The following is a 19,643-nucleotide window of genomic DNA, read 5'->3' on the forward strand; positions in this document are numbered from 1 at the left end:
ACCTTCCGGAAAGCTCTATTTTCCATGATTGCTGCTCAAAAGCAGTCCCTTGAAGAAGGGAAACGTCCTTATCTTTTAATCGAGTTTATAGTGTGATTGATTTTACCTCATCAATATTTTCAAGCTGGCTTACGTATAGAAGATCCTCTTCTGTAACTTCATTATCCACTACAAGCATCATAACGGCAGAACCGCCGATTTCGTTACGACCTACTTGCATTGTGGCGATATTGATGTCTTTTTCGGCTAACTTTGTTGCTACACGGCCAATTGCGCCCGGTTTATCCGTGTTTTTAATGTAAAGAAGATGACCTTGTGGAATCACATCCACGACGAAGCCTTCTACTTTCACGATACGTGCGCCAAGACCGTTTAGCAGTGTACCGGCTACTACATGTGTTTCTGTTTCAGTTTTCACTTCAACAGTTACTAAATTTGTGAAGCCTTTTGCTGTTGTTGTTTTGTGTTCATTGATTTGGATGCCTACACGTTCAGCGAGGTAACGAGCATTTACATCATTGACATGTGTGCCGTGGTTTGTTGACAATAATCCTTTAATTGTATTGGCAGTCAGCGGACGAACATCATAATTCGCTACCTCACCTGCGTAAGAAATATTCAATTCTTTTACTGTGCCCTCTGATACTTGGATAAGGAATTTGCCAAGTTTTTCAGCCAATGCAAAGAAGGGTTCTACTTCAGCAAGCTTTTCTTTTGGAATAGATGGCATGTTGACAGGGTTTGTTACTGTACCTGTTTTAAAGAATTTGATAATGTCATTTGATACGTCTACTGCTACAGATTCCTGCGCTTCTACAGTAGAAGCACCAAGGTGAGGTGTAGCGATCACTTGCGGTAGTGTAAGCAGCTTATGATCTGTTGCAGGCTCTTCTATGAATACATCAAGTGCTGCACCTGCTACTTTTCCTTCCAGGATTGCGTCATACAGGTCATCTTCATTGATAATGCCGCCGCGTGCACAGTTAATAATTCTCACGCCGTCCTTCATCATCGCAAATTTTTCCTTATTGATTAAGTTTCGTGTTTCCGGAAGAAGCGGTGTGTGTACAGTAATAAAGTCCGCCTGAGTACAAATTTCCTCCACCGTCGCTTTTGTTACGCCAAGCTCTGTAGCCCGTTCTTCAGATAGGAAGGGGTCATATGCCATAACGTTCATACGAGAGCCTTTCGCACGGTAAGCCACTTCAGCACCGATACGGCCAAAGCCGACTACGCCTAATGTTTTGTTTTTCAGCTCTACCCCTACATAAGATTTACGGTCCCATTTGCCGTTTTTTAATGTATTGAATGCCTGTGGGATATGGCGAGCTAAAGACGTCATCATGGCAATCGTATGCTCAGCAGCTGAGTTTGTGTTTCCATCCGGCGCATTGACTACAATAATTCCATGCTCTGTTGCTGCTGCTAAATCGATATTATCGACACCTACACCGGCCCGTCCGATTAATTTCAATTTTTTCGCACACTCGATAATTTCACGTGTCACAGTTGTCTGAGAACGCACTAAGAGCACTTCTACATCCGCAATCTTTTCTTTTAATTGCTCTGGTGATAAACCCGTGTCAATGATGACATTTAAATCTAATTCAGTTTCCAGGCGAAGCGGCTGAATGCCATCCTCGCTTAGTGGATCTGCGATAAATACATTAATTGTTTTTGTTGCTCTCTCAATTGTTTCAGTTGCCATTTGATTGTTTCGCTCCTCTTTTAATATAAAATAAAAAGCCTTCCCGTCCCCTTACAACAATGTGTAAGGGGCGAAAGGCTGTTAATGAACATACTTACGCGGTGCCACCCTTTTTCGCTGCGGGAATTTTCAAAGTAAAACCCTGCAACCTTCGTTCAACTGCGTAACGTGCATGTGACGGATAGGCATACTCTATTTCTGCCTACCTATTCAGGAGTTGAACTCAATCCGATTCTTACACCGATTTGCACCATCCACCGGCTCTCTTGAGAAAGAAATTCGAAGAGCATGTCTCCATCTTTATAGTTATTCTTGATTAAATTTGTTAACATCATAATCCGATTGTTCACTTCTGTCAACAATATTTAGAAAATTAATTAAAAATAATGTTTATTTTACGGGTTTATAAACTTTAAAGGCGAACTATTTTATATTATATATTAAGTAATGTTCGTATATTGTATTTCTTAATGAAAGCGTTACCGTTCCCTATATCTCCTAATGTGACTGAATTTACAGAAAAATCGAGTCTGCTTTTTAAAAGAGAGATAGTAAACAGCAAAACGAACATTCCAAAAAGGACACAATTTTGACAAGAAGGGCAGGGAAAGGAATGCCGCTTCGAGAAAGTAAATATTATACAAGTATTGGGGGTATGGGGATGAAATACGATGTAATTGTAGTAGGGGCTGGCCTTGCTGGACTAACAGCGGTATGTGAATTAATTGACACAGGAAAAAAAGTATTGCTGGTCGATCAAGAACTGGCCTCCTCTATTGGTGGACAGGCATATTGGTCGTTTGGTGGATTATTTCTGGTCGATTCACCTGAACAGCGAAGGATGGGGGTTAAGGACAGCTATGAGCTGGCTTGGCAGGATTGGATAGGGACCGCCGGATTTGACCGCCTCGAAGATGAGGATTCATGGGGGTATAAATGGGCGAAAGCTTATGTGGAGTTCGCTGCCGGCGAGAAGTATACATGGCTGAAATCAAAAGGAATTAAGTTCTTTCCGGTAGTCGGATGGGCAGAGCGGGGAGGAAGCCTAGCGGGAGGACACGGAAATTCTGTCCCGCGGTTCCATATTGTGTGGGGAACAGGCCCGGGGGTAGTCGAACCGTTTGCACAAAAGGTGTTAGAGGCTGCTGGGAAAGGGGATATAAAGTATAAGCCCCGCCATAAAGTAACGGATTTATTAGTAGAGAATGGGGCCGTTGTAGGCATTATAGGAAAAGAGCTTGAAGCGGATGATGTGGAAAGAGGAAGAGAAAGCTCACGTGTTGAAATAGGAGAATTTGAGTACCGTGCTGATGCGGTCGTAATAGCAAGCGGCGGCATTGGAGCCAACTTAGAGCTTGTGAGGGAAAATTGGCCATCCCGTTTAGGCACCCCGCCGAACGAAATGGTAGCGGGCGTTCCTGCATATGTTGATGGGAGTATGCTTAAGATTGCAGAAAAAATCGGCAGCCGTCTCGTAAACAAGGATAGGATGTGGCATTATACAGAAGGTCTGAAAAATTGGAATCCAATTTGGCAAAATCACGGAATCCGTATATTGCCAGGACCTTCATCGATGTGGTTCGATGCCACAGGAAATCGTTTTACAGCACCGAATTTTCCGGGCTTTGACACGCTAAGCACACTGGAGGCGATTCAAAAAACGGGATATGATTATTCATGGTTCATTTTAACGGAAAAAATTATTGAAAAAGAATTTGCGCTCTCAGGATCAGAACAAAATTTGGATCTTACAAATAAAAGCATTCGGGATGTCATCAAACGGGCTCTTCCTGGACCGCCGGTTTCTGTGCAGGCGTTTAAAGAGTATGGAGAGGATTTTATCATTGCAAACAGCCTCAAGGAACTAGTGGAGGGGATGAATCAACTGGCAGGTAATGAAAATCTTGATTTCCTGCATATAAAAGAACAAATTCTGGCCCGTGACAGAGAAATTGAAAATACATTCACAAAGGATGCCCAAGTGACTGCTATACGCGGCGCACGAAACTATATAGGTGACAAACTTATTCGTGTAGCAAAGCCTCATAAACTTCTTGATCCGAAAGCAGGACCGCTTATTGCTGTCAGATTAAATATTTTGACACGAAAAACGCTTGGCGGTCTGCAAACCAATCTTGAGGGAGCTGTGTTAAATGAGGAAGGTAATAGAATTCCCGGGCTGTTTGCGGCAGGAGAGGTATGCGGATTTGGAGGGGGCGGTGTCCATGGATACCGTTCGCTGGAAGGAACTTTCCTTGGAGGATGTTTATTTACAGGGCGTCAAGTAGGGAAATATTTAAGTAATTAAAGGGTTTTAAAAGAAAGTGTCGAAATAGTGAATGAGGATTCATAAAAAGGGGTGTAGAAGATGAATTATGAAACAATTGTGTTGGAAATATTAGAACGGAAGGCGATTTTAACATTAGATCGGCCAAATGCCATGAATGCCATGGACTTTACGATGATGCGTGAGCTAGCGGACTGCTTTGAATCGCTACATAATGAAAAAGACATCCAAGTTCTGGTCATTAAAGGAGCAGGAAAGGTGTTTTCAGCAGGCGGAGATATAAAAATGATGCTTGCTTCCAATGATTTTTCAGACTTTGGGGATATCATGGGACATATATCCCGGTTAGTAAAAGCTTATTACACACTACCGATGATTACAGTAGCCCAAATCCATGGTGCTTCAGCGGGGCTCGGCTTCAGTCTCGCACTAGGAAGTGATATTATCGTAGCGGAGGAAACAAGCAAGCTGGCGATGAACTTCATTGGAATTGGTCTGATCCCGGATGGTGGAGGTCACTTCTTTATGAAGGAGCGGTTAGGTACGCCAAAAGCAAAACAGATGATTTGGGAAGGCAAGGTGCTTAATGGGGAAGAGGCTCTCTCCCTTGGATTAGTCGATTATAATGTCCCAAGCGGCACCTTGGCAGCGACAGTCGATCAAATTGTTGGGAAACTGCTTGCTTCACCAATCGCTGCTATGCTGGAAACTAAAAAAATATTGCATAATGCAAAGCTGGCAGAGCTTGAAGCTATTCTTGATGCAGAGGCGAAAGGACAGACAGCAATGCGTCATACAAAGGACCATTTAGAGGGAATTGAGGCGTTTGTTGAAAAACGATCTCCGGAGTTTATCGGAAAGTAATAAAAGAAGGGATACCTCGCTTTAGGCGGGTTATCCTTTTTAATTGCGATTAAAACCTGTACAGCGCCAGTGCAAATAATTATGATGATGCAGGGCTGAAAAATGGGGGATTATAAATGGAACAAATAATATACTGTCTTCAAGAAGGTCAGCTCATTCATCATATATACTGCCCGACAGCTGAAGAAACAATCGCTGTATGTGAGGCAGAGCTTGCAATGTTGCAGGGTGATAAAAAAATTTACGTTGAAGTCCCTTTTGAACAGTTTGAACGCATATTTTTATATTTTGACGAATTGGACTCGATCAAACAGGGGGCTTTTACGTATAGACAAGCATGGCATATTGCAAAGTCAGGTAATATCCGTCATTTAATGATAAACGAGTATGACCGGGTCTTCTTCGAAAAAGAAGCAATTGGCATGAGCACCGCTTTGGCATTTGCACAAAGTAAGTGGAATGGAGCTTCCCGGGAAGAAGCGCTTGAAAATGCAGTCATGACAGGGTTGGCTGTTATAGGTGAGGCATTTATAGCTGAGCTCATCACTGCTTTTGAGCTATGTGCCAATGAAAATAGGAAACTGCAGGCAGAAGATGGAGCGGCAGATGCAAGAAGAAACAGGATAAAGACTATCGTAAACAGAGTAGCTGAGAAAGCTGCAAAAAAAGTTATGTACAGTTCTTTCATAGAGAAAAAGACAACTGCGATCCTGCATGCCGATATAGTGACAGGAGCGCTTATTACAGGGGGAATGTCAGGTGCAGATATCACAAGAATTATCAAAGGACAGATGTCACCTGCCGAGTTATTTAAAAGTGTTCCTAAAAGTGCTGCCAGTATAGTTGGGAGTATCATCGGCTTACTAATCGGCGGCGGTATAGGGTTGCAGATTCCGGATGTCAGTACAGCAGTTATTAGCTTGATCGGCGGGATAACCGGTCTCATTCTTGGAAGTATGCTGGCGGCGAAAATTGTAAAGAGAGCAGTAAATTTTTTGATGAAGGATGATACAGCGAAAATGTTAGAAGTTTTTAATGAGCAGCTGGCGGTAGCTGCTGAAGACTTTCTGCTAAATGAACAGGAACTGCGGCAGGCATTAAGCATTTTCAAGGAAAGGTATGACATGCTAAAAGAGCTTCGAGCCATGCATGCTGCAAAGGATCGAAAAGCGTATGCTAATTCGCTCATTGGGGATGAATTAATCCGTATTGTCAGATCACGCCTGTATCTGCAAATGCCGACAAATGGAGAACTTTACCAGGCTATTGAAAGACTGCAGTAAAAAGAGATGCCCCTGGGTAAACCTATATCTTAAAAAGTATCGAAGAAAAACATAAAGACAAAGTCAGAAATGACTTTGTCTCACTATGTAAGCCTACACATGAAAAAGAATTAATTTCCCCGATTTATTGACTAGTCGGTGTGTTTTTTCAGCAACACCTTTTTCGTCAATTTGTTTTTGCCCCTCGACCTTGGCCTTATCATCATTTTCGAAAGTCCACACTTCATCAAACAATGTTTCCCCAGTTTTTTCAAATGCAGTGAATCGATAGTTTTCCATTTTACTCACCCTTTATTTTACAAGATAAAACTATTATACATGAAAATTCTCATTAATTCACAGAACTATCTGTATAATGTCGGAGATTTTCGAAAATATGACATGTTGATGAACGATAAAAAATAGTTCATCCAAGGTTTTTAACAGATAAAATAAGAAATAAATGATAGAACAGAACTTTTGTCTGTCTATTTAGGAAGTTTCGCTATAAGTTGGGGATAACAAGCTAGTTTTATAACAAGTTGGTTAGAGCGGCGCCCGGTGATTCCTTTCGGATCGGCACATGCAGAAAATCCAATCGTTTTGAGGTCTATCTTCTAAATCATTTAGTTGGAGCTGTACCTCCGGGGAAGCATCCAGCCAGAATGGAAACCGATCCTAGGTTCCGGGGATGAACTTATTCAGGGCTTCACTTTTAAATTTTGGAAATAAACCCTTTTCAATCGAAAAGGGCGACAAATGCATGATACAATAAGGGAGTAGCAAAAAAGGACAGTGAGTTAACAGTTAGTAAAGGAGCGATTGTTCGTGAAAGGGATTACGAGACTCCAGGTGGGGGAACAGGTTGATCAATATTTATTAATAAAAGAAGCAAAAAAAGGCGTCACAACGGTGGGGAAGCCTTTTATGTCACTTATTCTTCAGGATCGCAGCGGAGATATCGAGGCAAAGCTATGGGATACAAATGAGGAGCATGAACAAACATACCGTGCGCAAGTAATCGTTCGGGTAGGGGGAGAAATCCACGATTATCGTGGGAAAAATCAATTACGCATTAAACAAATTCGGGTGGCGCGTCCAGATGAAAATATTCAAATTAGTGATTTACTTCCTACTTCTTCAATTCCAAAAGAACAGCTATACGAGGAGCTAACACAATTTTTCTTTGAAATAAAAAATCCGCACATTTCACGTATTACTCGTCATCTCATTAAAAAGCATCAGGAGAGCTTGATGATTTACCCAGCGGCTTCTAAAAATCATCATGATTACGCGTCAGGGCTCCTTGATCATGTTGTATCAATGCTTCGCTTAAGCAAGGCAATCTGTGAGCTCTATCCAACGCTGAATAAGGATTTAATGTACGCAGGTATTATTCTGCACGATATAGGGAAAGTCATCGAATTAACAGGTCCTGTCGGTACGGCATATACAGTAGAGGGCAACTTACTCGGCCATATTACTATTATGGTGAATGAGATTGGCCAGGCTGCGAAGGAATTGAATATTGAAGGCGAGGAAGTAATGCTGCTTCAACATTTAGTATTGTCGCATCATGGGAAGGAAGAATGGGGCAGTCCAAAAAAACCGATGATCCAAGAGGCGGAGATCCTGCACTATATCGATAATATTGATGCGAAGATGAATATGCTGACACGTGCACTTGATAAGACAAATCCTGGGGAATTTACAGAACGGCTATTCCCGCTTGATAACCGCTCATTTTATAAGCCATTAATTTAAAGAAGATGGTTCAGTATCCCATCAACAAACAACCTCAAGGTAAATACCTTGAGGTTATTTGTTTTTAGAAGAAACATCTGATCAACGCTTACTGATGATCCTGCTGGAATTTTACCATGAAGTCAGCTAGTGCCTGGCAAGCTTCACGTGGTACGGCATTATAGGCAGATGCGCGGCAGCCGCCAACTGAGCGGTGGCCGTTCAACCCGACAAATCCTGCTGCTTTTGCTTCAGCCAGGAATTTTTTCTCCAATTCCTCATCTGTCACGCGGAACGTAATATTCATGAGTGAACGGGAATCTTTTTCGGCATGACCTTTATAGAATCCGTTAGATTGGTCAATGACGTTATAAATTAAAGCAGCTTTTTCCTCGTTATTTTTAGCTACCTGCTCTAGTCCGCCCTTGTTTTCTACCCATTTTAATACTTCCCCAAGCATATAGATACCGAATGTTGGTGGTGTATTGTAAAGAGAGTTGTTGTCGGCATGCGTAGAATACTTCAACATTGTCGGGATATTTTGGTTTTCTTTTTCCAGTAAATCCTTGCGCATAATGACAACCGTTACACCGGAAGGGCCCAAGTTTTTCTGTGCGCCTGCATAAATAATACCGAATTTTGAAACATCCACTGGTGTAGATAAGATGTCAGAAGACATGTCTGCCACTAAAGGAACATTCCCTGTATCGGGGAATACCTTCCATTGTGTTCCGAAAATCGTGTTATTGGAAGTTAAGTGTACATATGCATCATCTTCATTCCATGTGATCTCTTGAATGGAAGGGATATTGCGGTACTTATTTTCTTTCGTAGAGGCAGCAGTAGCAATATTCCCGAATAATTTCGCTTCTTTTACCGCCTTTTCAGACCATGAACCCGTTTGGATATAGCTGGCTGTTTTACCTTCCTGTAAAAAATTCATCGGAATCATTGCAAACTGAAGGCTTGCCCCGCCTTGAAGGAATAACACCTCATAATTTTCAGGGATGCTATAAATTTTACGAAGTCGCTCAATGGCACCATTATGTACTTCTTCGAATGTGGCACTGCGGTGGCTCATTTCCATAATGGACATGCCTGTGTTTTGGAAATCCAGTAATTCTTTTTGAGCCGTTTCTAATACTTCATATGGTAAAGCAGATGGACCGGCATTGAAGTTATATGCGCGTTTTGTCATAGTATTCAAATGGAACACTCCTTCAGTAGGTTTGTTTATTTATTATAATATAATGTTCTATAAAATAAATGGGAAAATTCTCAATAATTTTAACGGAAATGGCTGAAATGAAGGAAAAACCGTACTAACAGCAGTTGTTTGTGAAAAAATGTTCGTTTTCTAATGTATATTTTAATGGATGTCTTTCTCAATGGTCGTATTTGCTTATGCATGGCTAAAAATGAATGAAACGATAAAGAACAAAGGCAAATGAGGGAGCCATTCGGTCACAAGGTCGATGATGTTCTTTTCATCAGCTTACTCTTTTGGGATAGTCAGCTGCATAACCGATAACAAGTGCTAACCATAGAGAACAATGTTATAATCAAGGCATTTGAAGAACGCTTTACTGGGGTGAGCAAATTGGCAAGAGAAAGGAAATTTACTGCCGAAGAAATCTTTCATGAAACAGAGAGACTTCTTTTAGAGGTAGGCTATGAGGGATACAATATCAGTCTGCTGGCGGAAGCATTGAATGTCTCCCGCGCGGCGATTTATAAGTACTATACAAACAAAGAGGAATTGGTTGTTGATTTTATGCTTCAGCATATTTTGCGGATGATTGAAGCCTTTGGAAAGGTAGACAACACACAGCCATTTCAGGACCAGCTGGAGGAAGTATTGGATATTGTATTAGCATCCAAGGATCTTCACCGCATCCTTTCGATCGCCCATGTTGTGGATACGAGGGGAAATGAAGAAATCGCCGGGAAACTGGTGCGCCTGAGCGAGCTGCATAGGGAAATGTATATACCGCTATATGCAATGGTAAACAAGGGGAAATCAGAAGGAATCTTGAACGAAGATATTCCAAACGAACTTATGATTGCTTTTATCTTTCAAAGCATTGATTTACCGAATCATATGCAGATACCGGAAGAAACGTTTATTCAATCGGTCAAACAGCTTGTACGTACAGGCATTATGAGAACAAAATAATATAGGCAGGAGGGGGCAAAAGCTATTTTGCGCCCTCCTTTTTATACGAAAGGGCTTGGACTTTTAGTACGGATGTTAAACTATAACCTTTTTAGAAACAGGTTGTCCTGTTGCCAAAAATATGCCAGTATAGAAGGGAGTAATGACAAGGAGGATAAAAGTATGGCGAATTTGCCAAATTGCCCCCAGTGTAACGGGGAATATACATATGAGGATGGCGTCAATTATGTATGCCCTATGTGTGGTCATGAATGGTCACAAACAGCAGAGGAACACGCTGAGGAAGGGCTGGTAGTGCGCGATGCTAACGGAAACTTGCTCCAGGATGGCGATACGGTGACAGTAATCAAGGATTTGAAAGTCAAAGGGAGCTCACAAGCCTTAAAGCAGGGAACAAAGGTAAAGGGTATTCGTTTAGTGGAAGGCGATCATAATATTGACTGTAAAATTGATGGCTTCGGTGGTATGAAGTTAAAATCGGAGTTTGTAAAGAAAATCTGATTCTTTTTATTGAAAAGGCAAATAGACGCAGCTGGGGTTATACCCGGGCTGCGTCTATTGTTTGTAATAAAATAAAGAAACGGTATGCAGTGAAACATGAGAAAATCATAGTTGTCCAACTGTCATGTTTCATGCAAGCATTGCTTTACAAAGAAGCAGGGGAGTCAAGAAACCTTGTGTAAAGTGCGGATTGCATGATCTTTACCTAAGGATCGTTCTTTTAAAAGGAACTCCGATGCTTAAAAGAGCACGAAACTGCTGATTGCTTATTTGAATGCATCTTTTAAGTCTTTATCTTTTACTTCCACTTTTGCATCTTTAACTAATTTTGCCTGAATAGTAGGCCAGTCCGCTTTTTGGTTACGGATAGCTTCAGTAATTTCGTCTTTTTTCTCTTCCAACGTGCCGTAGTCTTTTACATCACGTTTTTCTAATACCTCGATAATATGGTAGCCATAATCGGATTTTACAGGCTCGGAAATTGTTTTTGGCTCAAGTGCGTACGCAGCATCATTGAATTCTTTTACCATTGCGCCGACAGAGAACCAGCCTAAATCGCCGCCTTCAGCTGCGGAAGCTGTATCTGTTGATTTTTCTTTTGCGATTTTAGCAAAGTCGCCGCCGTTTTTCAGCTCTTTAACGATTTCCTTGGCTTCTTCTTGAGTCGCTACTAAAATATGACGGGCATGCAGCTCTTGGCTTGCCTGGTCATAGTATTCTTTCACTTCTTTGTCGCTTACTTTTACTTCAGCTTTTGCTTTTTCCTGTAATAAGTTGAAGCGGATGTTTTGTTTGAAAGTCTCTTCAGTTAAACCGTTTGCCTCTAATACAGCTGCCATTTGGTCGCCATATTGCTTTGCATACGTATCATACTGCTTTTGTACTTCCTTGTCCGATACTTCATATTTGTCGTTTAGAATTTTATCCATCACAACCTGCTGAAGTAATTGGTCACCTGCAATTTTTTTTATTTCCTTATAAAACTGGTCCTGTGTGATATCGCCCATTTCTGTTTTAACGACTACTTCATCCCCAGGGTTGCTACAAGCGGCTAATCCAAGAGAAGCTGCAAATGTTAAAGCGAATAACGTTTTTTTCATAATTTTAACTCTCCTAACGTTTTTCCAATGCAATAGATACTATAACATAAACGAAAAAAAAACAAAATGGTTTCCCACGTCAATTGCCTAACTTTTACATATTGGCACGCATAGCATATAAGGTAGTAAAGGAGGTGTGAGATATGAGCGGTGGAGGCTACGCTGGTGGCGGTTACGGTTCTGGCTTTGCTTTACTTGTAGTCCTATTCATTTTATTAATCATTGTAGGGGCTGCGTTTATCTACTAGTATAAAGAGGTAATAAAAAAGGCGAGATCTGCTTTATAGCAAATCTCGTCTTTTTAAACTGCAAATAGCACTTCCACATAAAACGATACTAGCAAGATGGTGATGAGTACATTAATTGTACGGAAAATTTTTGGGTGCCGTTCTTCGGGAATTTCACGCCGCATACAAAGCGCATAGGTCATACGGTTAATTTGGAATAAATAAAATACTGAGAATAGCACTACGATTAAAAGTAGCAATTCTATTCCTCCCCTCTATCGCTTCTTCAAGAATATCAAATGACGTATTATGGAGACAAGTTTGAGCTATCTTCCGGAAACGTTGGAATCAAAATTTCGTACCCTCTCGGTGTTTCCTCGATTATAGCATTTTTAGGCGCTTTCCATAAATCCTTTACATACAGCAAATCGAGCAGACAAATACTGCAATGAAGAGCAAACAACAAACAAAAATAATGAGAAAAAACCGGCCACACCAATGCCCCAATAAGGAAAGTGGGATTCAAAAGGAAAAATGGCGCGAGCAAGGAGAACATGTATCTCCGTTTAGGGATAGGATCCTGCAGACGCATATGCAATATAGGCACGTAGGAAAACTTGATTTTAATCCGGTAAGAAAGTGATGTTCTATAATTTAGTAAAGACAAGTAGTGAACAAGCTTGTGTATCGGGTAAAGAAGGAAAAACACAAGCAGGAATTTCAAAAAATACGTGTCTGAATGTGCGTACGTATGGGTAAGACCGATCAGAATATACGAAAAGCAGAACGTAAAGATAAAGGTAATGCCTGTCAATAAGAAAATCCGTGGTGTTCCATATTCATATTCGATGTTAATGGTTTTTATACAATTCATACATATATTACCCCGTTAATGAAAATATGTGCCTTTACCGTGTAAAGAACGAATGGAAGAATGTGAAAGCTGCCTTTTTTATAAAGGCCGGTCTCCTTCAGCAACTTCCGGCATGCAAGATGTCCCTGACCGTAACTGACAACAATTTAATATAACAAAGCATAGGGGAAAAATCCACTAATCAAAATAAAAAAGAGTGTACAAGAAGTATACACTCTTTTCCCATTATTGTGGAATGGAAGCCTTCTCTTCCACTTTTTCTAAGCTTTCTTTAAAATTATCGAATGATCGTTCGAAAATTTCGATAAAATCATCACCATATATATTACGGATGACTGCCATGACATCTAAAAACTCTGGGAAGCGTCCATATAACTCTCTTAAAGCTAGAGAACCAGTGAGGATCGAATGATGGGTATCATGGTAATGTTCGTACATGAGAAGGATTAAATCATTGCCGGCATCCGTCAGCTCTACATACGTGTTTCGCTTGTCATCATCCCGTTTGGAGAATTTGAGCAGGCCCCGCTCCTCCAATTTTTTAGAGAAGTTAAACGCAGTTGATACATGCATTACCCCGAACTTGGCGACATCAGAAATAGAAGCACCTTTTAAATGGAATGCGATCCATAAAATGTGGTGCTCATTGATGTTTAAGTCATAAGGTTTAATCCAAGATTGCCAATCTTTTTCGACAGCCTTCCAAAGAGCTTTAGATAGCTGAGCAATACGTTGACTATATAACATAGCTTCTTTCATTGTGTATAATTCCTCAGACATTGCAATCACCTTCTTCTTTCATAGCGTTTTGAAAATATTATAGCAATAAAAGAAAAAAGTTTAAAGTTAGAAAAATTAATTAATTGAAATGTGATTTAAAATTGCAATATAAAAGGCGTATAATAATAAAAATAATGCTTAAAGCAGCTAAAATTTGGGCATATAAACCTACGCGTTCTACTGGCTGTTTCGTGTGCTTTTTCTGTTTTGAGGTAGATTTTTCTCGATTTCGCTAATGGAATTCTGTAAACTCTCGATTTCTTGTTTTAATTTTGCTGTTTCTGGTTCGATCTCTTTTTTGAAGTTTATAATAGTATCTTTCATTTCATTTATTATTTTTGGTATATTATTTTTCGCTTCACCAGTAAAAGCGGTAATAGAATGTTTTACATTATTTGTTTCATTCTTTATATCGGTAAGCTGATGTTTAAGCGTGCCTGTGCCACGGGCGATTGTAGACCGCAGCTGCTGGCCGGACTGGGGTGCCGTAGCGATTGCCGTAGCTATGCCGGCAAATAGTCCGATTGATAATCCTGTGAAAAATGTTTTTGCTTTCATATTGCCATCTCCTTTATTAAATATAAGTCAACTGTAGGAATAGTAAGGTTATTTCAGTATGTTTCCCACTCATATTCTTATTAAACCATGAAAAAGAAAATAACAAAATGAAAAAAGAAGCTAGCCAAAATGGCTGCTTCTTTCATTTTTTGCCTATCATACTCGGGAAAATTCCTCTCGCAAAACGCTATTCATGGATTGCGGAGTATGAGTGTCAGGCTTGTGATACAGAAGTTTTGAAATTTGAACGCTTGATGAGTCCGATAATAATCGGATAAATAATGATAAAAGCAATTGCATTCAACGCTACGGCTGGCAGGACGACCGTCATAAACAGGACGGCAAAATCGACCGGTACTTCCGTTAGTAGCAGGGCCATTAATAAAAATACACTTCCTGATAAAATAGTGCCCCCTCCTACTAAAACAGTAGCCACCGCCATTTTCTGTGCGAAGTGGCGGATTGCAGCCACAACGGCAAAGAAGACAAAAGCTGTCACAAATTTATCGACCACATTTGGTACAAAGCCCCCTGGAAAAGTAGAAAACAAGCCTGATATAATGCCAGTGGAAATTCCTAATAGCAACGTTTCTTTTATCCTAGGGAATAATAGAATGCCGATGAACATCATCGTCAGCATAAAGTCAGGCTTCATCCCTCCGTTGATTCCTGGGATCATTACATACAGAGCTGCTCCTACACCAACTAAAAGCGCCATCAAAACTAAATTTTTCGTATTCATTTTTCTCGTCTCCTCTAAACTTTTCTAGTCTCGGTTCTCCTTATGTGCTCTTGTTGCCATAAGCGAAAACTTATATTGAATTTTACGGCTGAATCTTCTAAAAATCAATTACTCTCATATTATTTGATATAGTGAGGATAAAAATAGATATAATCTTCTATCTATATACATCACTACAGCAAATTGGAAACTTGGCCACACGTGCCTTAATCAATTCAACCTTTCTATTACCTGTTTAATTTGTCTGTTGTAGCACCTCCAGCGAAAAAGGAGGGGAAAGTGGCTACAGATTAGACTTAATTGCCTCCGCAAAGCCGGCTAATTCGTCCATTTCGAATTTTTTAGAGTCCCAACCGACCTTCAAGCCGTCTGTTTCATCATAGCGGGGAATAAGATGCAAGTGATAGTGGAATACCGTCTGGCCTGCCGCTGCGCCATTGTTGTTTACCGTATTCATACCGACTGGATTGAATGCAAGCTTAATTGCCTTCGCTACTTTCGGGGCTGCTTTATAAAGGTTAGCTGCTATTTCCTCCGGCATTTCAAAAAGGTCCGGACAGTGTGTTTTCGGAATCAGCAGTGTATGTCCCTTTGTTAATGGCATGATATCCATAAAAGCATATACATGTTCGTCCTCATAAACTTTTGTACTTGGGATGTCGCCGTTAATGATTTTACAAAATAGGCAATCGCTCATCTTGAATCATCCTTTCCATCTATTTTTATCTATTTTAGCATATGCCGACTGAATGTTTTCTAACTTTTTGATAAACTAAGGACAAGAACAGGAGTGAAATGATGACAATTTTACAAGTATCGAATGTTTCCGGCGGCTATACACGGAAGCCCGTCATAAAAGATTTATCATTTTCCATTGAAAAAGGGGAACTTGTTGGGCTGATTGGCTTAAACGGAGCCGGTAAAAGTACCACTATCAAACATATTATTGGCACTCTTTTGCCGAGAGAAGGGGAAATACGTTTAAATGGTGTGACCTTACAGGAAGATATGGAAGCATATCGCGGTAGTTTTTCCTATATACCGGAAACCCCCGTTTTATATGAAGAGTTAACATTAAAAGAGCATTTGGCTTTAACTGCTATGGCTTATGGAATTGATGAAAAAACATTAGAAGAGCGCTCTGAAAAGCTGCTGAAAGAATTTCGAATGGAAAAACGGCTCACTTGGTTCCCCTCTCATTTTTCGAAAGGGATGCGCCAAAAGGTGATGATTATGTGCGCTTTCCTTGTGAATCCGAACCTTTATATTATAGACGAGCCTTTTGTCGGACTGGACCCATTAGGTATCCAGTCGCTGCTCGATCAGATGGATGCGAAAAAACGGGAAGGCGCCTCTATTTTAATGTCCACCCATATTTTATCGACAGCGGAAAGGTATTGCGACCGGATTATCCTTCTTCATGAGGGGCGGGTTCGTGCACAGGGAACGATGGATGACTTGCGTGCAAGCTTCAAGATGCCAGGTGCAACTCTTGATGACCTGTACATCGCGATGACAAAGGAGCAGGCAGGTGAATAGCATGCAAAGTATCTGGTCAAAGCGTTTCCTCCATTATATAGGGGAAGTGCAGAAGTATATGCGCTTCGTATTTACAGGACATTTGGCAATCGTCTTCGTCTTTGCTGTCGGGGCGGCAGGCTATCAATATAGCGAATGGCTGAAAGTGGCCCCGGATAGTTTTCCTGCTGAGTGGTTAGTTGCCGTTATTATTGGAGCCATTCTATCTTTCAGTGCGCCTACAACTTTAATCCGGGAGCCTGATCAAGTATATCTACTGCCGCTTGAAACGAAAATGCCTCTCTATTTTAAAAAAGCATTGAACTGGACATTTGTCTCTCAAATCGTACTTCCGGCAGTTGCCTATATCATTGCGATTCCACTGTTAAATGCGGTGACAGAACTTTCTGCTGCCCAAGTGTGGACCGGGCTGTTAGTAGTAGTCGTCTTAAAGTACCTTAATATCCAGATTGAATTCAATTATCGTTACGGAAATCGCGGACAGCTTATATGGGTTGACCGGGCAGCTCGCCTTGTGATCTCCATATTGACGCTCCAAACTATATTAGCAGGCAGTCTGTGGGTAGGGGCTCTTTTTGTCCTCATTCTACTTGTCTATAATATGGCATTAAAGAAAAGAACGGCAGGACAACCAGTGCCGTATGAGCATTTTGTAAAGCTGGAACAAAATCGCATGATGCGTTTCTATCGGTTCGCCAACTACTTTACTGAAGTTCCACATCTCCGCGGGTCGATCCGCCGAAGAGCATGGCTGGATTTTCTGTATAGCTGGATTCCCTTTAAAAAGGAAAAGGCACAGCTATACCTCGTATTCCGTACATTTATACGTACAGATGACCATTTTTATCTGTGGGTCCGTTTGACAGCAATTTCTGCTTTAGTGGTTGCATTTGTAGATATTCCAGTAGTCTCTTGGATTGTAGCAGGTGCATTAGCGTTCGCTACAACGATCCAACTGAAGTACGCGCTCTTATCGTCAGTAGAGTTTCGAATGGACATGCTATATCCATTACCGAAAGAGCAGCGTAAGGAAGCTGTAACGGCATTGCTGCGATTCTTCCTTATCCTTCAAGCTTTGATTGCAGCGGCTTGCAGTATCGGTCAGCCGTTATTCCTTATTACACCGGTGGTTATTCTCGTTGTAACGGAGCTGACATTGCTATTCACAAAAAATCCCGGCGCTAAGTAGCGCCGGGATTTTTAATTTGCCGGTGGAGCGGTATAAGTTGTCGTATAGGTTTTGGCATTGAATAGATTTTGTGTGGGAGAACTTGATGAATCAAGAAGGGCTGCCAGCCCATCTTGGAATTGATGTGACTTTGTCCACGTATCGAAGGAGGCAGGACCTGCCCACTGTGTGATGACGACATAGATTTCTGCCTTTATAGGGCGCAATACCCGGTAGGCAATCAACGAAGGTTCATTTTTTAGCGGGGCGATGCTTTTTAAAAGCTGTTCTTCGAATACAGGCCGCGCTTCATCCATAACAGGTACATTTTGCATCGCCACGAAACCGCGCTGTTCAAATGTTCCCGTACCATCGAGCACTTCAAAGCTGCGAGGTGTGGCAAAGACGCTTTTCTTCGTTGTTTCATGCATCACTACCGAATTACCGCCGCCATGCAGTAAAATCATATTTTCCTTTCCGTGCTTATTCACCAGTCTTTCCATAAAATCAGGTGTCCCCGATGTTAAATAAAAATTCATAAAATTCTCCTCCCTTACAATATTTATTACCATTTAAAAGCTAATGAAACATGTTTGTCAAAAACGGGCTTTGATTAAAGAACAATTTTATGACATTTGATTAAGAAAACTATACAATAAGCTAGGAACAGTTTATATTGATAACGGATATCAATCGTTACAGATTAAGCCTTCGGCGGATGTCATCGATTCGGAAGGGTGATGCCTGGGAGGAAGCCAGTCATTACCGCATCGTGCAGGGCCAGCTGACTGACAAGTGTTTGCTGTTCATGCACAAAGCCGAATGCCATCAACATTATGCCGAGGCATTATTTATTACATTTTTCTGAGGGGAAGGTACTCTTTCATGAGAACAATTAACGATACATTGTTGCGCGCAGCACGTGGGGAACAGACAGATTATACACCAGTGTGGTATATGCGCCAGGCAGGACGTTCACAGCCTGAATACCGGGAAATTAAACAAAAATATTCACTGGAAGAAATTACGATGCAGCCGGAGCTTTGTGCATACGTGACACGTCTGCCAGTTGAGCAATATGATGTGGATGCAGCGATTCTTTATAAAGATATCGTCACGCCTCTACCAGGCATCGGTGTAGATGTGGCGATTAAGGCCGGAGTAGGTCCTGTCATTTCTAACCCAATCCGCTCAGCAGCAGATGTAGAGAAATTAGGCGAGTTCAATGCGAAAGAGCACACACCTTACGTATTAGAGACGATCAGCATGCTGACAAAAGAACAGTTGAACGTACCGCTTATCGGCTTTGGCGGTGCACCATTTACATTAGCCAGCTATATGATTGAAGGCGGTCCTTCTCGTAATTACGCAAAAACAAAGTCATTCATGGTCTCAGAGCCAAAAGCTTGGTTTGCCTTAATGGACAAGCTGGGCGATATGATTATTTCCGATATTTCCGCCCAGGTAGAAGCAGGAGCAAAAGCAATCCAAATTTTCGACTCCTGGGTTGGTGCGTTGAATGTAGAGGATTACCGCATTTTCATTAAACCGGTGATGACACGCATATTTGGCGAGCTTCGCAAATTAAATGTGCCGTTAATTCAATTTGGTGTAGGTGCATCTCATCTAGTAAACGAGTGGCACGATTTACCGATTGATGTCGTGGGACTGGATTGGCGCTTGCCGATTCGTGAAGCAGAGGCACGGGGAGTGACGAAAACTGTACAAGGAAACTTGGACCCGACACTTTTATTAGCTGACTGGAATGTAGTGGAAGCGCGTGCGAAAGATATTATCGATCAGGGGATTGCTCATGAAAAAGGCCATATTTTCAATTTAGGCCATGGTGTATTCCCGGAAGTAGACCCGGCAGTGTTAAAGCGCCTGACTGCATTTATCCACGAATACAGCCGTGAAGCGCGTGCGAAAAATAAATAATGACCATTCCTATTTACTGAATGCCGGCAGCCCGGATATTATAGCTGCTCATTTATATTTCGTATTTTTACGATTGGATAAAGCGGGTAAACAGGCTGTACCGGCATATCGGTCTATAATAGAAAACAAACAGGTGTTTTAAGCTTATACAAATGCCAGGGGAGCATAGATAGAAA

Annotated in this window: 22 protein-coding genes; 11 read left to right on the top strand and 11 right to left on the bottom strand. The window is 41.3% G+C overall.

All coding sequences use genetic code 11. The features are described 5' to 3' along the window. Positions 1-85: 85 nt before the first annotated feature. Positions 86-1,708, bottom strand: a complete 1,623-nt coding sequence (serA, locus tag BOD01S_RS07590) for a phosphoglycerate dehydrogenase (RefSeq protein ID WP_052124951.1) — start codon at positions 1,706-1,708, stop codon at positions 86-88. A gap of 661 nt (positions 1,709-2,369) precedes the next feature. Between serA and BOD01S_RS07595 the strand changes: the two genes are divergently transcribed. From BOD01S_RS07595 to BOD01S_RS07605, 3 genes are all read left to right on the top strand, one after another. Next, positions 2,370-4,016, top strand: a complete 1,647-nt coding sequence (locus BOD01S_RS07595) for an FAD-binding dehydrogenase (protein WP_036157495.1) — start codon at positions 2,370-2,372, stop codon at positions 4,014-4,016. Between the two features lie 60 nt (positions 4,017-4,076). Next, a complete protein-coding gene (locus BOD01S_RS07600; protein WP_036157491.1) occupies positions 4,077-4,859 on the top strand; it encodes an enoyl-CoA hydratase in 783 nt (260 codons plus the stop codon). Positions 4,860-4,975: 116 nt separating this feature from the next. After that, on the top strand, positions 4,976-6,142 hold the full coding sequence (locus BOD01S_RS07605) for a hypothetical protein (RefSeq protein WP_036157488.1): 1,167 nt from the start codon (positions 4,976-4,978) through the stop codon (positions 6,140-6,142). A gap of 93 nt (positions 6,143-6,235) precedes the next feature. Here BOD01S_RS07605 and BOD01S_RS07610 read toward each other — a convergent pair whose 3' ends face one another. Continuing rightward, entirely contained in the window at positions 6,236-6,421 is a 186-nt protein-coding gene (locus tag BOD01S_RS07610; protein ID WP_036157485.1) for a YhzD family protein, read from the bottom strand. A gap of 528 nt (positions 6,422-6,949) precedes the next feature. On the opposite strand from BOD01S_RS07610, the gene yhaM reads away from it, so the two are divergent. Further along, on the top strand, positions 6,950-7,885 hold the full coding sequence (gene yhaM / locus BOD01S_RS07615; protein WP_036157482.1) for a 3'-5' exoribonuclease YhaM: 936 nt from the start codon (positions 6,950-6,952) through the stop codon (positions 7,883-7,885). Between the two features lie 88 nt (positions 7,886-7,973). Here yhaM and serC read toward each other — a convergent pair whose 3' ends face one another. Beyond that, positions 7,974-9,062 carry a 3-phosphoserine/phosphohydroxythreonine transaminase gene (serC, locus tag BOD01S_RS07620; protein WP_036157706.1) on the bottom strand — a complete coding sequence of 363 codons (1,089 nt, stop codon included), beginning with the start codon at positions 9,060-9,062 and terminating at the stop codon, positions 7,974-7,976. Positions 9,063-9,398: 336 nt separating this feature from the next. Between serC and BOD01S_RS07625 the strand changes: the two genes are divergently transcribed. Continuing rightward, positions 9,399-10,040 (top strand): TetR/AcrR family transcriptional regulator, encoded by a 642-nt coding sequence (locus BOD01S_RS07625; protein WP_081978037.1) that lies wholly within the window; start codon positions 9,399-9,401, stop codon positions 10,038-10,040. Between the two features lie 162 nt (positions 10,041-10,202). Then, a complete protein-coding gene (locus BOD01S_RS07630; protein WP_036157476.1) occupies positions 10,203-10,541 on the top strand; it encodes a zinc ribbon domain-containing protein YjdM in 339 nt (112 codons plus the stop codon). A gap of 266 nt (positions 10,542-10,807) precedes the next feature. On the opposite strand, the gene BOD01S_RS07635 is transcribed toward BOD01S_RS07630, so the two are convergent. Further along, entirely contained in the window at positions 10,808-11,641 is an 834-nt protein-coding gene (locus BOD01S_RS07635; protein ID WP_036157473.1) for a peptidylprolyl isomerase, read from the bottom strand. Positions 11,642-11,784: 143 nt separating this feature from the next. Between BOD01S_RS07635 and BOD01S_RS22495 the strand changes: the two genes are divergently transcribed. Then, a complete protein-coding gene (locus BOD01S_RS22495; RefSeq protein ID WP_081978036.1) occupies positions 11,785-11,889 on the top strand; it encodes a YjcZ family sporulation protein in 105 nt (34 codons plus the stop codon). Positions 11,890-11,942: 53 nt separating this feature from the next. On the opposite strand, the gene BOD01S_RS07640 is transcribed toward BOD01S_RS22495, so the two are convergent. From BOD01S_RS07640 to BOD01S_RS07660, 6 genes are all read right to left on the bottom strand, one after another. Then, positions 11,943-12,128 (bottom strand): hypothetical protein, encoded by a 186-nt coding sequence (locus tag BOD01S_RS07640; RefSeq protein WP_036157470.1) that lies wholly within the window; start codon positions 12,126-12,128, stop codon positions 11,943-11,945. Positions 12,129-12,175: 47 nt separating this feature from the next. Beyond that, positions 12,176-12,742, bottom strand: coding sequence for a DUF3267 domain-containing protein (locus tag BOD01S_RS22500; RefSeq protein ID WP_081978035.1), 567 nt, complete (start codon positions 12,740-12,742; stop codon positions 12,176-12,178). Positions 12,743-12,967: 225 nt separating this feature from the next. After that, a complete protein-coding gene (locus BOD01S_RS07645) occupies positions 12,968-13,528 on the bottom strand; it encodes an HTH-type transcriptional regulator Hpr (protein ID WP_174523073.1) in 561 nt (186 codons plus the stop codon). Positions 13,529-13,699: 171 nt separating this feature from the next. Next, the gene (locus BOD01S_RS07650; protein WP_036157463.1) at positions 13,700-14,080 is read right to left on the bottom strand and encodes a YtxH domain-containing protein; all 381 of its coding nucleotides are present in this window, start codon (positions 14,078-14,080) and stop codon (positions 13,700-13,702) included. Between the two features lie 214 nt (positions 14,081-14,294). Beyond that, positions 14,295-14,822, bottom strand: a complete 528-nt coding sequence (locus tag BOD01S_RS07655; RefSeq protein WP_036157459.1) for a tryptophan transporter — start codon at positions 14,820-14,822, stop codon at positions 14,295-14,297. Between the two features lie 283 nt (positions 14,823-15,105). Then, positions 15,106-15,519: an HIT family protein gene (locus BOD01S_RS07660; RefSeq protein WP_036157456.1), complete on the bottom strand. Its 414-nt coding sequence runs from the start codon at positions 15,517-15,519 to the stop codon at positions 15,106-15,108. Positions 15,520-15,620: 101 nt separating this feature from the next. Between BOD01S_RS07660 and BOD01S_RS07665 the strand changes: the two genes are divergently transcribed. Together BOD01S_RS07665 and BOD01S_RS07670 are read left to right on the top strand one after the other, a co-directional pair. Further along, entirely contained in the window at positions 15,621-16,361 is a 741-nt protein-coding gene (locus tag BOD01S_RS07665; protein WP_036157452.1) for an ABC transporter ATP-binding protein, read from the top strand. After that, positions 16,354-17,550, top strand: coding sequence for an ABC transporter permease (locus BOD01S_RS07670; protein WP_036157450.1), 1,197 nt, complete (start codon positions 16,354-16,356; stop codon positions 17,548-17,550). Before BOD01S_RS07665 ends, BOD01S_RS07670 begins: the two co-directional genes overlap by 8 nt. A gap of 11 nt (positions 17,551-17,561) precedes the next feature. Here BOD01S_RS07670 and BOD01S_RS07675 read toward each other — a convergent pair whose 3' ends face one another. Further along, positions 17,562-18,068, bottom strand: a complete 507-nt coding sequence (locus BOD01S_RS07675) for an antibiotic biosynthesis monooxygenase family protein (RefSeq protein ID WP_036157446.1) — start codon at positions 18,066-18,068, stop codon at positions 17,562-17,564. A 346-nt stretch (positions 18,069-18,414) separates the two neighbouring features. On the opposite strand from BOD01S_RS07675, the gene hemE reads away from it, so the two are divergent. Both hemE and BOD01S_RS23520 read left to right on the top strand, forming a co-directional pair. After that, entirely contained in the window at positions 18,415-19,467 is a 1,053-nt protein-coding gene (gene hemE / locus BOD01S_RS07680; RefSeq protein WP_036157444.1) for a uroporphyrinogen decarboxylase, read from the top strand. Continuing rightward, positions 19,451-19,609, top strand: coding sequence for a hypothetical protein (locus BOD01S_RS23520; RefSeq protein ID WP_218016440.1), 159 nt, complete (start codon positions 19,451-19,453; stop codon positions 19,607-19,609). Before hemE ends, BOD01S_RS23520 begins: the two co-directional genes overlap by 17 nt. The last annotated feature ends 34 nt before the right edge of the window (positions 19,610-19,643 follow it).

The sequence above is a fragment of the Lysinibacillus odysseyi 34hs-1 = NBRC 100172 genome (assembly GCF_001591965.1).
In the GTDB taxonomy this organism is placed as follows: domain Bacteria; phylum Bacillota; class Bacilli; order Bacillales_A; family Planococcaceae; genus Lysinibacillus_B; species Lysinibacillus_B odysseyi.

Excerpts from the sequence above, each read along its gene's own strand:
- serA (WP_052124951.1), bottom strand. The coding sequence starts at position 1,708 with ATGGCAACTGAAACAATTGAGAGAGCAACAAAAACAATTAATGTATTT.
- BOD01S_RS07595 (WP_036157495.1), top strand. The coding sequence starts at position 2,370 with ATGAAATACGATGTAATTGTAGTAGGGGCTGGCCTTGCTGGACTAACA.
- BOD01S_RS07600 (WP_036157491.1), top strand. The coding sequence starts at position 4,077 with ATGAATTATGAAACAATTGTGTTGGAAATATTAGAACGGAAGGCGATT.
- BOD01S_RS07605 (WP_036157488.1), top strand. The coding sequence starts at position 4,976 with ATGGAACAAATAATATACTGTCTTCAAGAAGGTCAGCTCATTCATCAT.
- BOD01S_RS07610 (WP_036157485.1), bottom strand. The coding sequence starts at position 6,421 with ATGGAAAACTATCGATTCACTGCATTTGAAAAAACTGGGGAAACATTG.
- serC (WP_036157706.1), bottom strand. The coding sequence starts at position 9,062 with ATGACAAAACGCGCATATAACTTCAATGCCGGTCCATCTGCTTTACCA.
- BOD01S_RS07630 (WP_036157476.1), top strand. The coding sequence starts at position 10,203 with ATGGCGAATTTGCCAAATTGCCCCCAGTGTAACGGGGAATATACATAT.
- BOD01S_RS07635 (WP_036157473.1), bottom strand. The coding sequence starts at position 11,641 with ATGAAAAAAACGTTATTCGCTTTAACATTTGCAGCTTCTCTTGGATTA.
- BOD01S_RS22495 (WP_081978036.1), top strand. The coding sequence starts at position 11,785 with ATGAGCGGTGGAGGCTACGCTGGTGGCGGTTACGGTTCTGGCTTTGCT.
- BOD01S_RS22500 (WP_081978035.1), bottom strand. The coding sequence starts at position 12,742 with ATGAATTGTATAAAAACCATTAACATCGAATATGAATATGGAACACCA.
- BOD01S_RS07650 (WP_036157463.1), bottom strand. The coding sequence starts at position 14,080 with ATGAAAGCAAAAACATTTTTCACAGGATTATCAATCGGACTATTTGCC.
- BOD01S_RS07655 (WP_036157459.1), bottom strand. The coding sequence starts at position 14,822 with ATGAATACGAAAAATTTAGTTTTGATGGCGCTTTTAGTTGGTGTAGGA.
- BOD01S_RS07660 (WP_036157456.1), bottom strand. The coding sequence starts at position 15,519 with ATGAGCGATTGCCTATTTTGTAAAATCATTAACGGCGACATCCCAAGT.
- BOD01S_RS07665 (WP_036157452.1), top strand. The coding sequence starts at position 15,621 with ATGACAATTTTACAAGTATCGAATGTTTCCGGCGGCTATACACGGAAG.
- BOD01S_RS07675 (WP_036157446.1), bottom strand. The coding sequence starts at position 18,068 with ATGAATTTTTATTTAACATCGGGGACACCTGATTTTATGGAAAGACTG.
- hemE (WP_036157444.1), top strand. The coding sequence starts at position 18,415 with ATGAGAACAATTAACGATACATTGTTGCGCGCAGCACGTGGGGAACAG.